Origin of the sequence: Kutzneria sp. NPDC052558 (assembly GCF_044547355.1) — a bacterium.
GTDB lineage: Bacteria > Actinomycetota > Actinomycetes > Mycobacteriales > Pseudonocardiaceae > Kutzneria.
In genome coordinates this window covers 123,746-141,785 of sequence record NZ_JBIUAG010000023.1, presented here as the reverse complement: position 1 = coordinate 141,785, position 18,040 = coordinate 123,746, and the positions used below count along the sequence as shown (strand labels likewise).

Here is an 18,040-nt window from a genome sequence, read left to right as displayed (position 1 = left end):
GTGACCCCGCGCGGGTTTCTTCTGTGTACGACACAAATTTCTGGAGAAGCCTTGTCCGAACACGTCGGATACGAGCCCGTGAAATTCGCCTACTGGGTGCCGAACGTCAGCGGTGGACTGGTCGTCAGCAAGATCGAGCAGCGAACCGACTGGGGCTACGACTACAACCGCAAACTGGCGGTGCTGGCCGAGAACAACGGTTTCGAGTACGCGCTCAGCCAGGTCCGCTACATCGCCAGCTACGGCGCGGCCTACCAGCACGAGTCGACCAGTTTCAGCCTGGCCCTGCTGCTGGCGACCGAGCGGCTCAAGGTCATCGCGGCCGTGCACCCGGGCCTGTGGCAGCCCGGTGTGCTGGCCAAACTGCTGGCCACGGCCGACCACCTGTCCGGCGGGCGGGCCGCGGTGAACGTGGTCAGCGGCTGGTTCAAGGACGAGTTCACCAAGCTCGGCGAGCCGTGGCTTGAGCACGACGAGCGCTATCGGCGGTCGGAGGAGTTCATCGGGGTGCTGCGCGAGATCTGGACCTCCGAGCACGCCGAGTTCAACGGCGATTTCTACCGTCTGCACGACTTCGACCTGAAGCCGAAACCACTGGCCAGCGAGGGCCGGCCGCATCCGGAGATCTTCCAGGGCGGCAACTCCACGGCCGCCCGCGCGATGGCCGGCCGGGTCTCCGACTGGTATTTCAGCAACGGCAAGGACTACGACGGGATCACCGAGCAGATCGCCGAGGTCAACGCGACCGCGGCCCAGCACGGCCGCCGCGTCCGATTCGGCCTGAACGGCTTCCTCATCGCACGCGACACCGAGGCCGAGGCCAAGGAAGTGCTGCGGGAAATCGTGGCCAAGGCCGATGTCGAGGCGGTCGAGGGATTCGGCTCGGCGGTCAAGCAGGCCGGCCAGTCCACCGGCAACAGGACCGGGATGTGGCAGGACTCCTCGTTCGAGGACCTGGTCCAGTACAACGACGGGTTCCGGACCCGGCTGATCGGCACGCCCGAGCAGGTGGCGACCCGGATCGTGGAGTACCGGCGCCGCGGCGTCGACCTGCTGCTGCTCGGCTTCCTGCACTACCTGGAGGAGGTCGAGTACTTCGGCAGCAAGGTGCTGCCCATCGTCCGCGAGCTGGAGGCGGACCTCGACAAGTCGGCGGCGACGCCCGAACCCGTGCACGCGGTCTGACCTGATCCACTCCCCTGCCTCGGTGCAGCGGCGGCAGCTGCTGCACCGAGGCGCTCCTGGAGGTCGCCATGTCGACAGTGCTCTTGCTCTCCGGCAGCCCGTCGCCGGACTCCCGAACCGGGGTGCTGCTCACGCACACCGATTCCTGGCTGACCGCGCGCGGGCACGAGGTGCAGACGCTGCACGTGCGCGACCTGCCGACCTCGGCGCTGCTGGTGTCCAACACCGAGCACCCGGCGATCCGGGCGGCGATCAGCGCCGTGCACCGGGCCGACGGCGTCATCGTCGCCAGCCCGGTCTACCGCGCCGCCTACAGCGGCCTGGTCAAGGCGTTCCTGGACCTGCTCGCGGACAACGCGCTGGCCCGCAAGGTCGTGCTGCCGCTGGCCACCGGCGGCACCCAGGGACACCTGGTGGCCATCGACTACGCGCTGCGGCCGCTGCTCACCGCGATGGGCGCGGACCGGCTCGTGCCCGGCTGCTTCGTGCTGGACCGGCTGATCGGCTACGGCGAGGAGGGCGGCGCGATCGCCCCCGACGCGCGGGCGGCCGTGGACGAGGCGCTGACCGGCTTCGACGAGGCGCTGGGCAACCAGCTGGCGGTCGCGTCCTAACCCAGGTGCGAGGTGTCGTTGACCAGCCGCACCGAGGCGTTGCCGTCGGGGTAGAACTCGGCGATCGACAGCGACGCGGTGTCCAGGTGCAGTCGGTAGAGCAGCGACGGGCCGGCGTCCAGCGCCATCCGCAGCAGGCTCTTGATCGGCGTCACATGGCTGACGACGACGATCGTGCTGCCGCCGTACTTGCTGATCAGGTCGTCCCGGCCGCGGCGCACCCGGCGGTGCACGACGTCGAAGCTCTCGCCGCCGGGCGGGGCGACCGAGGTGTCGGACAGCCAGCTGCGGTGCAGCTCCGGATCGCGCTCGACGGCCTCGCGGAAGGTCAACCCCTCCCAGGCGCCGAAGTCGGTCTCGATCAGGCCGTCCAGGGTGGTCAGCTCGACGCCGACCGCGTCGGCCACGGCCTGGCCGGTCTGCACGGTCCGGGTCAGCGGCGAGGCCACCACGGCGGCGATGTCCGGCACCTTGGCCAGGCGCTCGGCCGCGGCGGCGGCCTGCTGCTCGCCGAGCTCGCTCAGGGAGACGTTGCCACGGCCGGAATAGCGGCGTTCGACGGTCATCGGGGTCTGGCCGTGGCGCAGCAGCAGGAACCGGGTCGGCGTGCCCTGGGCCCCGGTCCAGCCGGGTGAGGAGGCCTTCGCGGCCGAGGTCCCGACGCTCGCGGGCTTGGCGGCGGGCTTGGACTCGATGCCGGCCTGCTCGTCCATCGCCTCGTTGGCCAAGCGGTCGGCGTGCTTGTTGCGCTCGCGCGGGATCCACTCGTAGGTGATCCGGTCGAAGCCGGCGGCCAGCCGCTTGGCCTCGGCGTTGAGCGGCTGCATGGCCGGGTGCTTGACCTGCCAGCGGCCGGACATCTGCTCGATGACCAGCTTGGAGTCCATCCGCACGGCCACGGTGTCGGCGCCGAGGTCGCGGGCGGCGGTCAGGCCGGCGATCAGGCCCTTGTACTCGGCCACGTTGTTGGTGGTGTGGCCGACGCCCTCCTTGCGCTCGGCCAGCACGTCGCCGGAGTCGGCGTCGAACACCACCGCGCCGTAGCCGGCGGGGCCGGGATTGCCCCGGGACCCGCCGTCGGCCTCGACAGTGACCTTCACCGGGACCTTCACAGCCCCGACTCCGCGGTGCGGACCAGGATCGCCCCGCACTCGTCGCAGGTCACGACGTCGTCGGCGGCGGCTGACTTGATCGTGGACATCGTGGTGCGGTCGATCTCGATCCGGCACGCGCCGCAGCGGCGGCCGCGCAGCAGGCCGGCGCCGATGCCGCGCTGGGCCCGCACCCGCTCGTACAGGCCGAGCAGGTCGGCCGGGAACTGCTTGACCATCAGCTCGCGGTCGGCGACCCGCTTGGCCTCGGTGCTGTCCAGGTCGGCCAGCGCGCTGTCGCGGCGGCCCTGGGCGTCGGACAGGGCGGCCTGGGCCTTCTCCAGCTCGACGCGGGCGTGGTTGGTGTCGCCCTCGACGGCCTCGCGGCGCTCCATCAGCTCCAGCAGGTCATCCTCCAGCACACCCTGACGGCGCTGGAGCGTGGCCAGCTCGTGCTCCAGGTCGGACAGCTGCTTGGCCCCGACGTTGCCGTCGGCCATCAGCTTGCGGTCCCGGTCCTCGCGGGCCCTGACCTGCTCGATCTCGGTCTCCTGGCGACGCGACTCGCGGTCCAGGTCGCCCAGCGTGGTCTCGACGGCGACCAGCGCGTCCCGCTTGGCCTGCACAGTCTGCTCGGCGGCGGTGATCTCGGCCAGCTCCGGCAGCGTGCGCCGCCGGTGGTTCACCCGGCTCAGCTCGGCGTCGACCTCGGCGAGGTCGAGCAGCCTGCGCTGGACGTTGGCGTCAGCTTTCACTGGGTGCCCCCTTGAGGATCATGCCGGTCGGTGCTCCGCGCGTGCAGAGTCCACGGGTCGGTCCGGCGGGTGGAGACGAAGGTGTCGACGGTACCCGTCAGCGCGGCGGACACGACGTCCGCCGCCTGCCGGCACCAGGGCCACTCGCTGGCCCAGTGGGCGACGTCGACCAGCGCGGGCTGGTCGGCACCGGGTTCGAGGTGCTCGCCGGCCGGGTGGTGGCGCAGATCGGCGGTGACGTAGGCGTCCACGCCGGCCCGAGTGGCGTGGCCGAGGTAGGAGTCACCGGCCCCGCCGGAGACGGCGACGGTGCGGATCAGCCGGTCGGGATCGCCGGCCGCCCGCACGCCCCAGGCGGTCGGCGGGAGGGCATCGGCGACCCGTTGCACGAACGTGGAGAACGGCTCGGCGGCCGGCAGCGTGCCGATGCGACCGATGCCGGTACGGCTGCCGGGCTCGTGCGGGTCGAGGGGCCGGTCCACGGTCAGGCCGAGCGCCTCGGCGAGCGCGTCGGAGACGCCGGGGTCGGCGGAATCGGCGTTGGTGTGGGCGCAGAACAGCGCGACGCCGGCACGGATGAGCCGGTGCACGACACGGCCCTTGGTGGTGTCGGCCGGCACGCCGTGCACACCCCGCAGCAGCAGCGGGTGGTGGGCGACGATCATCTGCGCGCCGATCTCCAGCGCCTGCTCGACGGTCGCCTCGACGACGTCGACACAGAACAGCACACGCTCCACCGGCTCGGCGGGATCGCCGCAGACCAGGCCGACGGCGTCCCAGGACTCGGCGAACTCGGGCGGATAGGCACGTTCCAACGCGGCGACGACAGCACCGACGGTCTTTGGGCGAACTGTCGAGGTCAAGCCAGCACCTCACGCAAGGCGGTCAAGAGGGGTTCGGACTGTTCGGGCGAGCGGACGGCGACCCGGATGTGGTCGCCCCCCAGCCCGGGGAAGGTGTCGCCGCGCCGGACCGCCACGCCGCGTTCGCGGAGCGCGGCCCGGACATTCGCGCCGTCCTTGACCGTGAGCAGCAGGAACGGCGCGGATGCGGGCTCGTGGACGCGCACGCCCGGCAGCTCGGCCAGGGCACTGACCAGCTCGGCTCGGTGCGTCTCGAATTCGACGGCCGCGCGGTCGGATTCGGCCACGGCGAACGGCTCGCTGCACGCGCGGAACGCCTCCAGCGCCAGCGTGCCGACCGGCCACTGGGGCCGGTGCGCCGCCAGCCGGGCCAGCAGGTCCGGCGAGCCGAGCACGTAACCGGCGCGAAGACCGGGCAGCGCCCACATCTTGGTCAGACTGCGGAACACCAGCAGGCCGTCGGCGGCGCTGCCGGCCAGCGACTCGCGCTCCCCCGGCACGGCGTCGATGAAGGCCTCGTCGACCACCACCGTGCGGCCCGGGCGAGCCAACGCCAGCAGGTCGGCCGCCGGGTGCAGCACCGAGGTCGGGTTGGTCGGGTTTCCGACGACCACCAGGTCGGCGTTCTCCGGCACGTCGTCGGGACGCAGCCGGTAGCCGTCCTCCGGCGACAGCAAGACGCGGTGCACCGGGACGCCGGCGTCGGTGAGCGCCACCTCCGGCTCCGTGAACGACGGATGCACTGCTGCCGCCAGCCGGGGCCGCAGCTGCGGCAGCAACGCGAACCCCTCGGCGGAGCCGTTCAGCAAGAGCACCCGGTCGGGGGAAACCCCGTGCCGGTCGGCGACCGCCTGCGCGGCGGCGGCGTGGTCGGCGGCCGACGGGTAGCTGCCGAGGCGGTCGAGCGCGGCGGCGAGCCGCTCGCGGAGCCAGGCGGGTGGGCGCGCCAGCCGCACGTTGACGGCGTAGTCGACCAGACCAGGCTCGGCGTCGACGTCCCCGTGGTGGCGCAGGAGCGCACGCGAGATCGATTGGCCGGTCATCGCGTGAAAGTCTAAAGGGGTGATGGTCAGCTTCATCTGCACCGGCAACATCTGCCGGTCCCCCATGGCCGAGCTGGTCTTCCGCGAGCACCTGCGGGAGGCCGGGCTGGCCGACGTGGTCGAGGTGAACAGCGCCGGGACCGGCCCGTGGCACGTGGGCGAGCCGGCCGACGAGCGGGCCCGGGCGACGCTGCGGCGGCACGGGTATCCGACCGACCACGTGGCGGCCCAGGTGGACAACCGGCATCTCGGCGCGGACCTGCTGGTCGCGCTGGACAGCGGGCACGCGCGGGCGCTGCGGCGGATCGCCGACGACCCCGCGCGCGTGCGGCTGCTGCGGTCGTTCGACCCGGACGCCGACGGCGTGGACGTGCCCGATCCGTACTACGGCGGGCCGGAAGGGTTCGACGAGGTGCTGGCCATGATCGAGGCCGCGTCGCCAGGATTGCTGGCATGGGTTCGCGACAACCTGTGACCGAGGCCGTGGCGGAGATCACCGGCCTTGAGCCGGTCTCCGTGCACGGGCTGTCAGCGGCGGTGTGGGAGGTCGAGCTGGCCGACGGCGACCTGGTCGTGGCCAAGCAGACCGACGGGGCCGCCGCCGAGGCCGCCGGCCTGGCCTGGCTGGCCGAATCGGGGACGGTGCCGGTGCCGGGCGTGCGCGGGCACGACGATCGCTGGCTGGTGATCGAGCAGATCGAGCCGGGCCCGTCCTCACCGACGGCAGCCGAGCGGTTCGGCCGTCAGCTGGCCACCTTGCACGCTGCCGGCGCAAACGCTTTCGGGGAGGCTCCACCTGGGGCTCCGCCGATCGGCACGATCGGGTTGGCGGCGATGGACTACGGGTCGGCGGCGAGCTGGCCGCGGTGGTACGCGAAGCATCGGATCGCGCCGTACCTGGCCCGGGCGAACGCGTTGACCAGCGCTGAGAAGGCCGTCTTCGAGCAGGTCATCGACCGGATCGAGGAGCTGGCCGGCCCGGAGGAAACGCCGGCGCGGCTGCACGGGGACCTGTGGAGCGGCAACGTGCACTGGGCGGCCGACGGCCGGGTGTGGCTGATCGACCCGGCGGCGCACGGCGGGCACCGGGAGACCGACCTGGCCATGCTTCAGCTGTTCGGGTGTCCGCACCTCGATCGGGCGCTTTTCGGCTACGTCTCGCAGTCGCCGCTGGCCGACGGCTGGCAGCGTCGGATCCCCTTGCACCAGCTCTTTCCACTCCTCGTGCACGTCGAGCTGTTCGGCCGTTCGTATGCGGATCAGGCCGTGACAGCTGCGCGGCGCGCCCTGCGACTGTGAGGATCGAAGCCATGATCGATGTGACCGGGTGGCAGTGGCTGAACGAACCGAAGTCGTGGTCGGCGGGAGACGCGCTGAACGTGCGGACCGATGCCGCCACCGACTTCTGGCGCATCACGCACTACGGGTTCATCCGCGACACCGGCCATCTGCTGGCCCGCGAGGTGAGCGGTGACCTCAAGCTGGTGACCCGGTTCGCGGGCGCGTACACGCACCAGTACGACCAGGCCGGCGCCATGCTGCGCATCGACGAGGAGAACTGGATCAAGACCGGCGTCGAGTACGTGGACGGCCAGCAGCAGGCCAGCGTGGTGGTCACCCGAGGCCTGTCGGACTGGTCGGTCACACCGATCGAGTACGCCGACCGGGTCACGATCGAGATTGAGCGATCGGGTGACGCCGTGACCGTGCGCTATGGAGTCGACGGCGACGAGCCGACCACGATGCTGCGGCTGGCCTACTATCCGCCGGCCGTGCCGACCCTGGCCGGGGTGATGTGCGCCTCGCCGGACGGTCCGGGCTACTCCGTCGCCTTCGACCGGTTGGAGCTCACGACCGGGTGAGGCATACCGTGGGGTGGTGCGGTTCCGGTTCCTGCTCCAGCCCAACTGGCTGATGCTCACGGTGGTGGTGTTCGTGTTCGCCGCCGCGTGCTACGCGATCCTGGCCCCGTGGCAGTTCAGCCGGAACGCCGAGCAGCAGGCCCAAAACGCCGCGCTGACCGCCTCCTTCACCAGCAAGCCGGTGCCGGTCGAGCAACTCGTGCCGGCCGGTTCCGAGCCCTCCGACGCAGCGGTGTGGCGGCTGGTCACCATGACCGGCACGTACGAGCCGGCCGGTGAGGCCATGGCTCGGCTGCGCACCGTGCAGGGCGAGCCGGCGTTCGAGATCGTCACCCCGTTCCGGCTCACCGACGGCCGCACCGTGCTGGTCGACCGGGGGTACGAGCCGCCCCAAGCCGGCAAGTCGGTGCCGACATACAGCGCCCCGCCCAGCGGGCAGGTCACCATCACCGCGCGGGCCCAAGATGATGAGCCGGCCGACAAGCGGCCCAGCTTCCTGGACACCGGCAAGCGGCAGATCTACTCGATCAACTCCGGCACCGTTGCCCAGGCCGGCGGCGTGACACTCGACCCCGGCTACTACCAGCTCACCTCCGGCCAGCCCGGCATGGTCACCGGCGGTGGCGCCATCCCGCTGCCGCAACTGGACGACGGGCCGTACTTCTCGTACGCGATCCAGTGGCTGATCTTCGGGTCGATGGCACTGTTCGGTTGGGGTTATTTCACCTGGCGTGAGGCTCGGCCTGGCGGTGCGCTGGACAACTCCGACAAGCCCAAGCGGAAGTCGGTGGCGGAGATTCTGGCTGAGGATGAGGCTCGGGATCGGGCGGCTGCTGCTCGGGGGTAGTGGGTGTGGGTGGTGGGTGTGGGTGTGATTCTTGTGCCCGCGCCGCGCGGTTGCCGGGGGTGGGGATTGCGGTGAGGGGTGGGGGTTGTCGTCTGTTTGAGGGGTGACGGGCTGTTATCCAGGCGACTCCGGGTGGATTTTGCGCGGAGACCTCTGGGCGATGGCGTGTCAAGGCGCTATCGGGCAGGCTCCGCCTGCCTCGATACGCAAAAAGCTTATGCCATCGCCCCCCTCCGCGCAAAATCCACCCTCCGGAGCGTGGAGGTGTAGATGATTGTCGCCGTGGTGCTGCGGGTGGGGTCGTGATGCTGGTTGTGGGGTCGTTGCGATTATGCATGAAACACAGGTTCACCCGTTAGTGATTCGATTTGGATCTTCAATAGGGGTATTCTTGGGGTATGAAAGAAATCACCCGAGAGCTGGAGTCTGCTGAGCCTTCGGGAGCGATGCTGGACCTGCTCCTCGGCGCGGATCTCTCCACCCTCACCCCCGAGCAACAAGTCACCGCATTCGTCATGGCCCGCAAGATCACGGCGGTTGCCGACCACGCCCGGCTGTGCATTCTCCGCAATTTCGACGATCTGGCCGAGATGTCCATGGCCACTCACGAGTCGGAACAGTCCCTGTTCCGGCAGCAGGAGCGCGCCGAAGTCCTGGACCGGCTGCCTCGGCTGTGTGAGCAGCTGCGGCGCGGGGAGATCGACCTGCGCCGGCTGGAGACCGTGGACGAGCGGGTGATCCACCTCGACCCCGCCACGATCCCCCAGATCGAGGACCAGTTGGTCGGGGTGGCCGCCGAGCTGACCCGCACCCAACTCGCGCGCCGGACCACCAAGCTGGTGGCCGAGGCCGATCCGCTGGGCTACGAGCAGCGCCGGCAGAAGGCCCGTGACAAGGAGCGGCGGATCGAGTTCTACCCGCTGCCCAACGGCTTGGCCGAGCTGCGGATCCGCATGTCGGCGATCGACGCCCGGCAGTGCTACGACATCGCCACCGCTGATGCCCGGGCGTTGTGCAAGGACTGCCGCACCACCGATCAGAAGCGGGTGGACGCGTTCCTGGACCGGTTCCTGGGCTACGGCATCGATCGGAAGGTGCAGGTTCACGTCACGCTGTCGATGGAGACGTTGATGGGTCTGACCGAGGACCCGGGTCTGCTGGATGGCTACGGTCCGATCAGCGCCGACTCCGCCCGCGAACTGGCCATGCTCGGCCCCTGGCGCGGTGTCCTGTTGGACGAGTATCAGCGGGCCGCCGCGATGGCCACCCATCTCTACAAGCCCCCGGCCCGGTGTCGGGAGTTCACCAAGCTCCGCGACGGCGGCACCTGCTGCGCCCCCGGCTGTGTCAATCCGATCCAGGAAATCGACCACACCGTGCCGTGGCCGAAAGGCAAGACGAATCCGGACCAGCTCAAGGGCTACTGTCAACACCATCACCACCTCAAGCACGGCGACCACACCGTCACCCTGGACGAGGATGGGACCTTGCATTGGGTCACTCCGCAGGGTCGGCACTACATCACCCAGCCCCACCAGTACTGACTACGACCCGCCTACTGCACCTGTTCTTTGACAATTCCACAGCGGACCGAAACTCCCCCTCCAACAAAGCGGGGTCGGCAACCTGCGAAAGCGACTGGCAACACAGACTTTCCACTTCGACAATCGGAGGGTGGATTTTGTGTGGAGGGGGGCGATAGCATAAGCTTCTTGCGTATCGAGGCAGGCGGAGCCTGCCCGATAGCGCCTTGACACGCCATCGCCCAGAGGTCTCCACACAATCCACCCGGAGCCCCCAACCAACCGCCCCGCTAGCGGGATCGACGGAAGCCGATGGCCAGGGCGAGCACGGCCGAGGCGGCCGCCGAGGCGAAGCCGACGACACGGGAGAGCTCAACCGCTCGGGTGACGTGGCCGGCGTCGGGGCTGCGGCCGTGACCCAGCACCGGGCGTTCCTCGGCCCCGTGCGCGTAGACAGTGCGGCCGCCGAGGCGGATCTCCAGCGCCCCGGCGAAGGCCGCCTCGACCTGGCCGGCGTTGGGGCTGGGGTGGGCCGAGGCGTCCTGCCGCCAGGTACGCCACGCGCTGCGCGACGAGCCGCCGACGACGGGCGCCGTGACCGAGGTGAGCACGGCGGCGAGCCGCGAGGGCACAAGGTTGGCCAGGTCGTCGAGCCGGGCGGCGGCCCAGCCGAACTTGGCGTAGCGGGCGGAGCGGTGGCCGACCATGGCGTCGAGGGTGTTGGCGGCCCGGTAGCCGAGCAGCCCGGGCACGCCGGCGACCGCGCCCCAGAACAGCGGGGCGACGACGGCGTCGGACGTGTTCTCGGCCACTGACTCGACAGTCGCCCGCGCCAGCCCGGCGGCGTCCAGGCTGGAGGGCTCGCGGCCGCAGAGGTTGGGCAGGCGTTCACGGGCGGAGTCGATGTCGCTGGCGTCCAAGGAACGGCCCATGGCGGTGCCTTCGGCGGCCAGCGATGCTCCCCCGAGCACAGCCCACGTGGCCAGCGCGGTAGTGGCGATCTGCACCAGCGGCCGGCGCCGACCGAGCCGCTCGATGGCCACGCCTACGGCGACAGCGCCCCCGGCGAGCAGCACACTGTGCACAACTCCGGGGACCTTATGGTCGCGGTAGACGGCCCGTTCCAGCGCCGCTGCGGTACTGCCGAAGGCGGCCACGGGATGCCACTGGCGCGGGTCTCCGAACACCGCGTCGGCCGCGGTCCCGAGCAGCAGGCCCACGGCCCTCGCCCCGTTCACGCCGCGCCCCAGATCCGTTCGCAACGCAGACCCGCCACTCCCCAGACCTCCGTCGTCCCCAGCCGCCAGGCGGTAGACGTTATCGCCTGCTCATCACCCGTTCGGCGACAGGTGGGTCAGCGGCCCCCGGCAGGCCGGTTAATGTGGCCGACCGTGGAGCAGGAGCAGCACGTCCAGGACACGCTCGTGGGCGCGGAGTCGACCGACCGCCGACTGCTGCTGTACGCCTACCTCCAGCCCCGCGAGCACCACCGCACCTACCTGACGACCATGCGGCTGTTCGCGTCGACGCTGCTGGCCGACCTGTCGGCCGGGGAGGTGGCGGCCAAGCTGGCGGCGGCTGAGCGGGAGGGGCTGATCGACCCGGGCGAGTCCCGGATCGAGACGGTGATCGCCCGGCTCAAGCAGCTGGTGGAGTGGGGCAATCTGGTGCCGGGCCGGCGCGAGGTGATCGCGGCCAGCATCGCCGAGTTCCAGCACGGCAGCGTGCGCTACCAGGTCAGCAAGCTGGCGGTCCGGGTGCAGCGCGACGTGGACGAGCTGCTGCGGGTGCCGGAAGGGGCCCGCGAGGTGTCGCGGGAGCTGCTGCCGGCCATCGAGCGCGGCCTGGGCGCGCTGGGCAAGTCGCTGTCCGACGCCGTGTTCACCGAGGGCGGCCCGGGCGCGAAGCGGGCCCGGGAGGCGCTGGCCGAGCAGGTCACGACCCTGTTCCTCCAGCACGCCGAGCTGGCCGTCACGGTCCGGGACTTCTACGCCTACCTGGGCCAGATCGTCACCCGCCACCACCTGGCCCCGGACGAGATCTCCGGCTTCCGCAACCTGCTCGTCGAGTACATCCAGATGGTTGTCGAGGACGTCCTGCGGCACACGCCGGCGATCGCCGAGTCGCTGGGCCAGCTGGCCCGGGGCCGCAGTGAGCTGCTGCGGCTGCTCGGCCCGACCAACGCCCTGGGCTCCGAGGACCTGCCGATCGAGCGCTCTCGCGGCCGGACCGTGGCCGACTGGCAGGACCTGACCGACTGGTTCGTCGACCGCCCGGGCCGGCCCAGCCAGGTGACGGCGCTGCGCGAGGCGACCGGCCGGGCCATCGGGTCGCTGCTGGCCAGCGTGAAGCGGGCGACCTCCGGCGGCGGGCTGCTGCCGGGCCGCCGGGCCGAGCTGCTCAAGCTGGCCGGCTGGTTCGACGGGGCGACCCCGGACCAGGCCCATTCGCTCTACGCCGCCGCGTTCGGCCTCTACTCGGCCCGCAACCTGCTGCCCTCGCCCGAGCACGACGGCGATGACGAGCACACCCCGTGGCGGGACGGCCCGCTGCTCGACGTCACGGTGAGCGTCCGCAGCCGCGGCGACCGTGGCGCGCGGGGCCGGACCTCGCGGATCGTGGACGACCCGATCACCGAGCAGGCCCTGCTGGCCGATGCCCGTGCCGTGGACAAGAAGCGTTCGGAGGCGGTGACCGAGCTGGTCGAGGCCGCGCCGACGATCGAGGAGAGCCGGCTGTCCCATGGCGCCCTCGACGTGTTCTGCGAGCTGTTGACGATGGCGATGGCGCAACGCGAGCGGGCCGAGGACACCGGCTCGGCGGCCGACCCGGTGCGCGGCCTGAAGCTGACCGTCACTCCCGAGGAAGGCCGGACGACGACCATCAAGACCGCGGGCGGCACGCTGACCCTGCACAACGCCTCGGTGGCACTGGAGGCCGGCTCATGAAGGACGTGCTGGACGGCCTGTCCGACATCGACGCGGCGAACGTGGTGCGCTGCGCCCGCGTGCTGCTGAGGCGGCCTTTGTTGCGCGCTGACGGACCAGATGGCGATCTGCTGCCGCTCGTCTACCGGCACCGCGCCACGCTCCAGGACCTGTTCGCCGGGCTGCTGGCGTACCGGCTCGTGGTGGAGCGCCGCTTCGCCCGCCTGTACAAGCCGGGGCCGGGCGTGGACCCGACCCGCGGCGAGCCGACGCTGTCGCCGCGTGGCTACACCTACTTCGCGCTCACCATCGCCGCGCTGACCGGTGTCGGACGCCAGGTGCTGCTGTCGCGACTGGTCACCGACGTGCGGGCGGCCGCGGTCGAGGCCGGTGTCGCGATCACCGACGACCTGCCGGACCGCCGCGCGCTGACGGCGGCGCTGCGGCACCTGCTGGCGCTGGGCGTGATCACCGAGACCGAGGGCACCGTCGCGCCGTGGGGCAGCGACGGCCCGGCCGAGGCCCTGATCACCATCGACACCGACCTGCTGGGCCAGCTGCTGTCCGGCCCGCTGCTGGAGGCGACCGGCCCCGATCACCTGATCGAGCTGGCCGCCCGACCCGGGCCGCGGGGGGCCGAGCATGCGGTGCGACGCAAGTTGGTCGAGAATCCTGTTGTGCTGCAAGCGGATCTGCCACCCGATCAGGTGGAGTGGCTGCGGCGTAACCAGCGCCGCGAGTCGGGGCTGTTGGAGCGCAGCTTCGGGCTGGTCACCGAGACGCGGCTGGAGGGCGTCGCGGTCACCGACCCCGAGGACTACCTGACCGACGTGCTGTTCCCCGGTTCCGGCACGGTCGCTCGGATCGCGCTGCTGGCATTGCCGGAGCTGATCGCCGACCCCGATCCCGAGCTGTTCGCCGACGACGAGGAGCCGCCGGAGCCCCGCCCCGACGGCCGTCATCCCGTGACGTACGGCCAGGTTCGGGTGATCTGCGGCCAGCTGGTCGAGGACTATCCGGCCGCGTGGTCGCGGCAGGCCACCGAGGATCTGGACCGGCTCACCGCCGACGTGCTGGACCTGTTGGTGCGCATGGGATTGGCGGTCGACGATCCCGAGCAGGGCTGGCTGATCGCGCCGACCGCGCACCGCTGGGCCCCGCAGCCCGACGACACACCGGCCCGAAACGCCCCGCCACCACCGCCGGCCGAACCTGAAGAGCCCGGCTGGTCCCTGTTCGACGAAGATGGTGCACAGTGAGCGACAAGCGTGGGACCCAGCCTCGATGGACACTGCACCGCGGTGGCATCGTCAACGTGTGGCAGTACGCCGAGCAGGTCTTCGACTTCTCCGGCGGGCGGGCGATCTTCCAGGGCACCAACGGCTCCGGCAAGTCGCGCACCCTGGAGCTGCTGCTGCCGCTGTGCCTGGACGGGGACCTGCGGCAGCTGGGCTCCAAGGGCTTCGACACGGTCAGCATCCGGCGGCTCATGCTGGACGACTACGACGGCGGCCCCAACCGGATCGGCTACGCCTGGATCGAGCTGCGCCGGGAGCACGACGCCGGCGGCGAGGACGAGTACCTGACCTGCGGCCTGGGCGTGAAGGCGTCCAAGACCTCGCAGCAGATCACCGACTCGTGGCGGTTCGTCACCCCGGCCCGGGTCGGCAAGGACCTGCGGCTGGCCGGGCCGGACCGGGTGCCGATCGGCCCGGCGCAGCTGCGCGACCTGGTCGGCGCGGACTGCATGTTCGAGGACGCCGGGTTCCGGGCCAAGGTCGCCGAGACGGTCTACGGCGTGCCGGCGGCCCGCTACGCCGACCTGCTGCACCTGCAGCGGACGCTGCGCAACCCGGACGTCGGCCTGAAGGTGTTGGAAGGCCAGCTGGAGCAGATCCTGTCCGACGCCCTGCCGCCGCTGGACTCGGCCATGGTCGAGGGCCTGGCGACCTCGTTCGACGACCTGGAGTCGATCCGGGAGAACATCACCCGGCTGACCACCGCCGACTCGGCGCTCACGGCGTTCCTCGGCACCTACTCCGGCTACGCGCTGGCCGGCCTGCGCGGTTTCGGCGACAAGGTGGTGTCGAGCCGTAAAAGCCTGACGTCGCTGGGTTCCGAGCTGGAGTCGTTGCAGCGCAAGCTCGAGAGCGCGCGGGACGGTCGGGTCACCGCCGAGCAGGCCGTGGCCGAGTTGGAGGCTCAGGACAGCCAGCTCGACGCCCGGATCGAGGCGTTGAAGGAACTGCCGGCGTATCGCGGCATGCGGGACCTCCAGGACCGCGAGCAGCTGGTGGCCCGGTCGCGTTCGGCGGCCGAGGCGGCGCTGGACACCGCGAGCCGGCAGCGGGCGCAGGAGGACCGGGCGGTCGACTCCGTGCTGGCCGTGCTGCGGCGGCTCGGGCTGGACATCGACAGCGCCGACGAGCTGGCCGGGCACGCCCGGGAGCGGCTGGCCATCGCCGGCCTGGACGGCGACCTGTGCCCGAAGGTGCCGCCGATGCCGCCGACCGACGCGCAGGTGACGCAGGATCGCGTGCGGGCCAAGCCGGATCCGGAGGCCGAGCCGCAGACCATCGACCGGCGGCTGCTGCCGGCGATCGACCCGCAGTCCCTTTTGGACACGCTGAGCGACGCCGGCCGGCAGGCCGAGCAGGTGGCCACGGAAGCCCGTCGCCGCAACGCTTTGACGCTGTCGCTGCACGAGCGGGCGCTGGCCTCGGACCGGCAGCTGCGGGATGTCGAGGAGCTGCACCGCGCGGCCCGGCAGGCGCAGCTGACCGCGACCGAGGCGGCCGGGCGGCGCAACGAGGCCGGCCAGCAGCTGGCGACGGCCGTGGACGTGTGGCGGGAGCAGGCCCGGCGGTGGGCCGCCGAGGATGGTCCCCAGCCGCCGAACGCGGCGCGGCTGACCGAGGATCGCGGCGCGGCCCGGGCGGCGCGGGACAGCGTCCGGCAGTGGGCGGCGCCGAGGTCGCACGAGCTGCGGCAGCGGGTCGTGGCCGCCGAGCAGCGGCTGGACGACCTGCGGGCGACGATCACCCAGTACGAGGCCGAGGTCGTGGCGCTGCGGTCCGGCGGCCACGACGAGCAGTCCGACCCGTCGGCGTTCCACCGGCTGGTCGACTTCGTGCCCTCGCTGCCGGAGGTCGAGCAGGCCGGGCTGGAGGCGGCGTTGCAGGCCAGCGGCCTGCTGACCGCGCGGGTGTCGACCACCGGCAAGGTCTCCGACGCCGAGCTGGCCGAGGTGATCGCCCTGGCCGGGCCGGCGGCGAGCGGCCGGACGCTGGCCGACGTGCTGATCCCGGCGGCCGAGCCGGGTTGCCTGGTGCCGGCCGATGTCGTGGCGAAGCTGCTGGCCGCGGTCGGGGTCGCCGACGTGCCGGCCACGACCGACACGCCGGGCCTGGTGCTGTCGACCAGTGGCGCGTGGCGGGCCGGCGTGCTGTGCGGGTCGCAGACCAAGCCGGTCGCGGAGTTTGTCGGCACGGGCGCGAGGGAAGCGGCGCGGCAGCGTCGGCTCGCCGAGCTGAGCTCGGCCGTCGAGCGTCTGCACGTCGAGCTGGCCGACGCCGAGCGCCTGTGCGACTCGGCTCGGGCCGATGCCGCGCAGTGGGAGCAGCACGTCGAGGCGTTCCCGGACGACGGCGAGCTGATCTCGGCGCACGCCAAGCTGACCAGCGCCAAGGAGTCGGCCGAGGAGTCCGAGGAGCGGGCCTACGAGCTGCGCGCCGAGCACCAGGCCAGCGACGAGCGATGGCATGCGGCCCGATCCGAGCTGGTGCAGGCGGCGTCCGAGGCGGGCATCGGAGTCGGCGACACCGTCGACACCGAGGCGTTGGACCGGGCCAACCGGGCGGCGTCGGAGGCGAGGGTCGCGGCCGAGCAGCTGGCCGAGGCATTGGCCGGCCGGTGCGCCCGGACCGTGATCGACCTGATCGACGCGATGCAGCACCATCACGCCGCGCTGACCGACCGGACCGAGGCCGAGTCGGCGGCCGACGCGCTGTGCGTCGAGTACGCCGACCGTTCGCACGGGCTGGCCGAGCTGAGCTCCGCGATCGGCGGCGAGGCCGAGGAAGTCTCCCGCCAGCTGTCCACTTTGGACGCCGAGCGGAAGGCCGTGCGCAAGGCTCTGCCGCAGTCCCGGGAGAAGGTCGTCGAGCTGCGCGAGCAGGCGACCAAGCTGGAGACGCTGCTGGAGACCAAGCGGGCCCAGCTGACCGGCCGGGAGGGCGACGCCGCCGGCGCGGTCGAGGCGTTCGAGCAGGCCCTGGGCGCGCCCGGCATCTGGTCCGCGGCGTTCCCCGAAGTCGAGCTTCCGTCCACAGTGGACGAGGCATTGTCCTTGCTGGACAAGGCATCCGACCGCAAGGGATCGACCGAGGGCACCGTGATCGGCAAGCTCCAGGTGCTCCAGACCTCGCTGGCCGGCACCCACGACATCGGGGCCGAGACCGCCGGCGGCGTGCTGACCGTGACCGTCACCGGCGAGGACGGGCCCCGCCCGGTGGCCGACGCCGCGCTGCGGGTGTCGCAGCGTCTGGCCGAGCAGCGGGGTTTCCTCGGCGAGCGGTACCAGTCGATCTTCGCCGACTACCTGATCCGGGACCTGGCCGAGCGGCTGCGCGGGCAGATCGAGGTGGCCGAGGACCTGTGCCGGCGGATGAACGACGTGCTCGACCAGGCCCGGTCCAGCCAGGGCGTGCACGTGCAACTGGAGTGGCGGCCGTCGGCGGCCCTGGACGACCGGACCAAGCAGGCCCTGGAGCTGGTGCGCACGCCGCTGGCCGACCGCACGTCCGAGCAGGACGACCTGCTGCGGCAGGTGATCACCGAGCGGATCGAGGCCGAGCGGGACGCCCATTCCAGCGGCTACGCCGAGATCCTGGCCCGGGCGCTGGACTACCGGACCTGGTACTCGTTCACCGTCCGGGTCCGCGACTCCGGGCCCGACGGCAAGCCCCGGGTCCGGCGGCTGCGCCAGCTGTCCTCCGGTGAGACCCGGCTCGTCTCGTACGTGACCCTGTTCGCCGCCGCCGCCTCGTTCTACGACGCCGTCTCCAGCGGCGGCGACGAGGCCCCGCTGCGCCTGGTGCTGCTCGACGAGGCCTTCGAGCGGCTCGACGATCCCACCATCGCCCGCATGCTGGGGCTGCTCGTCGACCTCGACATGGACTGGGTGATCACCTGGCCCAGCGGCTGGGGCGTGTCGTCGAAGATTCCCCGCATGCACATCTACGACGTGCTGCGACCCAAGAACGGCCGGGGCGTGGCCTGCACCCACACCACCTGGGACGGCGCCGGCCTCGACCGCGAGGACCCGTAAC

General features: G+C 71.6%; 15 protein-coding genes. 10 read left to right on the top strand and 5 right to left on the bottom strand.

Going from position 1 to position 18,040, the window contains the following annotated elements:
• Positions 1-78 precede the first annotated feature (78 nt).
• Positions 79-1,185, top strand: a complete 1,107-nt coding sequence (gene sfnG, locus ACIG5F_RS33860) for a dimethylsulfone monooxygenase SfnG (protein ID WP_396524004.1) — start codon at positions 79-81, stop codon at positions 1,183-1,185.
• 68 nt (positions 1,186-1,253) lie between these two features.
• Complete coding sequence (gene ssuE / locus ACIG5F_RS33855) at positions 1,254-1,799, top strand: NADPH-dependent FMN reductase (protein WP_396524003.1); 546 nt, start codon at positions 1,254-1,256, stop codon at positions 1,797-1,799.
• Here ssuE and ACIG5F_RS33850 read toward each other — a convergent pair.
• Genes ACIG5F_RS33850 through cobC form a run of 4 tightly spaced genes read right to left on the bottom strand, consistent with a single transcriptional unit; the run spans position 1,796 to position 5,551 of the window.
• Positions 1,796-2,899 carry a bifunctional RNase H/acid phosphatase gene (locus ACIG5F_RS33850; protein WP_396524002.1) on the bottom strand — a complete coding sequence of 368 codons (1,104 nt, stop codon included), beginning with the start codon at positions 2,897-2,899 and terminating at the stop codon, positions 1,796-1,798. The genes ssuE and ACIG5F_RS33850 overlap by 4 nt on opposite strands.
• Positions 2,900-2,907: 8 nt before the next feature.
• A complete protein-coding gene (locus ACIG5F_RS33845; RefSeq protein WP_396524001.1) occupies positions 2,908-3,645 on the bottom strand; it encodes a zinc ribbon domain-containing protein in 738 nt (245 codons plus the stop codon).
• Positions 3,642-4,508 (bottom strand): Nif3-like dinuclear metal center hexameric protein, encoded by an 867-nt coding sequence (locus tag ACIG5F_RS33840; RefSeq protein WP_396524000.1) that lies wholly within the window; start codon positions 4,506-4,508, stop codon positions 3,642-3,644. The genes ACIG5F_RS33845 and ACIG5F_RS33840 overlap by 4 nt, the downstream gene beginning before the upstream one ends.
• Positions 4,505-5,551: an Rv2231c family pyridoxal phosphate-dependent protein CobC gene (gene cobC / locus ACIG5F_RS33835; RefSeq protein ID WP_396523999.1), complete on the bottom strand. Its 1,047-nt coding sequence runs from the start codon at positions 5,549-5,551 to the stop codon at positions 4,505-4,507. Before cobC ends, ACIG5F_RS33840 begins: the two co-directional genes overlap by 4 nt.
• 22 nt (positions 5,552-5,573) lie before the next feature.
• Between cobC and ACIG5F_RS33830 the strand changes: the two genes are divergently transcribed.
• The 5 genes from ACIG5F_RS33830 (at position 5,574) to ACIG5F_RS33810 (ending at position 9,804) form a co-directional block, all read left to right on the top strand.
• Entirely contained in the window at positions 5,574-6,026 is a 453-nt protein-coding gene (locus ACIG5F_RS33830; RefSeq protein WP_396523998.1) for a low molecular weight protein-tyrosine-phosphatase, read from the top strand.
• Positions 6,005-6,850 carry a fructosamine kinase family protein gene (locus ACIG5F_RS33825; protein ID WP_396523997.1) on the top strand — a complete coding sequence of 282 codons (846 nt, stop codon included), beginning with the start codon at positions 6,005-6,007 and terminating at the stop codon, positions 6,848-6,850. The genes ACIG5F_RS33830 and ACIG5F_RS33825 overlap by 22 nt, the downstream gene beginning before the upstream one ends.
• Positions 6,851-6,861: 11 nt before the next feature.
• A complete protein-coding gene (locus tag ACIG5F_RS33820; protein WP_396523996.1) occupies positions 6,862-7,413 on the top strand; it encodes a DUF1349 domain-containing protein in 552 nt (183 codons plus the stop codon).
• Between the two features lie 16 nt (positions 7,414-7,429).
• Positions 7,430-8,260 (top strand): SURF1 family protein, encoded by an 831-nt coding sequence (locus tag ACIG5F_RS33815; RefSeq protein WP_396523995.1) that lies wholly within the window; start codon positions 7,430-7,432, stop codon positions 8,258-8,260.
• 398 nt (positions 8,261-8,658) lie between these two features.
• The gene (locus ACIG5F_RS33810; protein ID WP_396523994.1) at positions 8,659-9,804 is read left to right on the top strand and encodes a DUF222 domain-containing protein; all 1,146 of its coding nucleotides are present in this window, start codon (positions 8,659-8,661) and stop codon (positions 9,802-9,804) included.
• Between the two features lie 269 nt (positions 9,805-10,073).
• On the opposite strand, the gene ACIG5F_RS33805 is transcribed toward ACIG5F_RS33810, so the two are convergent.
• Entirely contained in the window at positions 10,074-11,021 is a 948-nt protein-coding gene (locus ACIG5F_RS33805; protein ID WP_396523993.1) for a cobalamin biosynthesis protein, read from the bottom strand.
• Positions 11,022-11,174: 153 nt separating this feature from the next.
• On the opposite strand from ACIG5F_RS33805, the gene ACIG5F_RS33800 reads away from it, so the two are divergent.
• Genes ACIG5F_RS33800 through ACIG5F_RS33790 form a run of 3 tightly spaced genes read left to right on the top strand, consistent with a single transcriptional unit; the run spans position 11,175 to position 18,039 of the window.
• A complete protein-coding gene (locus ACIG5F_RS33800; protein WP_396523992.1) occupies positions 11,175-12,731 on the top strand; it encodes a DUF2397 domain-containing protein in 1,557 nt (518 codons plus the stop codon).
• Positions 12,728-13,969, top strand: coding sequence for a TIGR02678 family protein (locus ACIG5F_RS33795; RefSeq protein WP_396523991.1), 1,242 nt, complete (start codon positions 12,728-12,730; stop codon positions 13,967-13,969). Before ACIG5F_RS33800 ends, ACIG5F_RS33795 begins: the two co-directional genes overlap by 4 nt.
• Complete coding sequence (locus ACIG5F_RS33790; protein ID WP_396523990.1) at positions 13,966-18,039, top strand: TIGR02680 family protein; 4,074 nt, start codon at positions 13,966-13,968, stop codon at positions 18,037-18,039. The genes ACIG5F_RS33795 and ACIG5F_RS33790 overlap by 4 nt, the downstream gene beginning before the upstream one ends.
• Position 18,040: the final 1 nt, after the last annotated feature.

Coding starts and splice junctions, on each gene's coding strand:
- ACIG5F_RS33810 (WP_396523994.1), top strand. CDS start 8,659: ATGAAAGAAATCACCCGAGAGCTGGAGTCTGCTGAGCCTTCGGGAGCG.
- ACIG5F_RS33830 (WP_396523998.1), top strand. CDS start 5,574: ATGGTCAGCTTCATCTGCACCGGCAACATCTGCCGGTCCCCCATGGCC.
- ACIG5F_RS33825 (WP_396523997.1), top strand. CDS start 6,005: ATGGGTTCGCGACAACCTGTGACCGAGGCCGTGGCGGAGATCACCGGC.
- ACIG5F_RS33795 (WP_396523991.1), top strand. CDS start 12,728: ATGAAGGACGTGCTGGACGGCCTGTCCGACATCGACGCGGCGAACGTG.
- ssuE (WP_396524003.1), top strand. CDS start 1,254: ATGTCGACAGTGCTCTTGCTCTCCGGCAGCCCGTCGCCGGACTCCCGA.
- cobC (WP_396523999.1), bottom strand. CDS start 5,551: ATGACCGGCCAATCGATCTCGCGTGCGCTCCTGCGCCACCACGGGGAC.
- ACIG5F_RS33820 (WP_396523996.1), top strand. CDS start 6,862: ATGATCGATGTGACCGGGTGGCAGTGGCTGAACGAACCGAAGTCGTGG.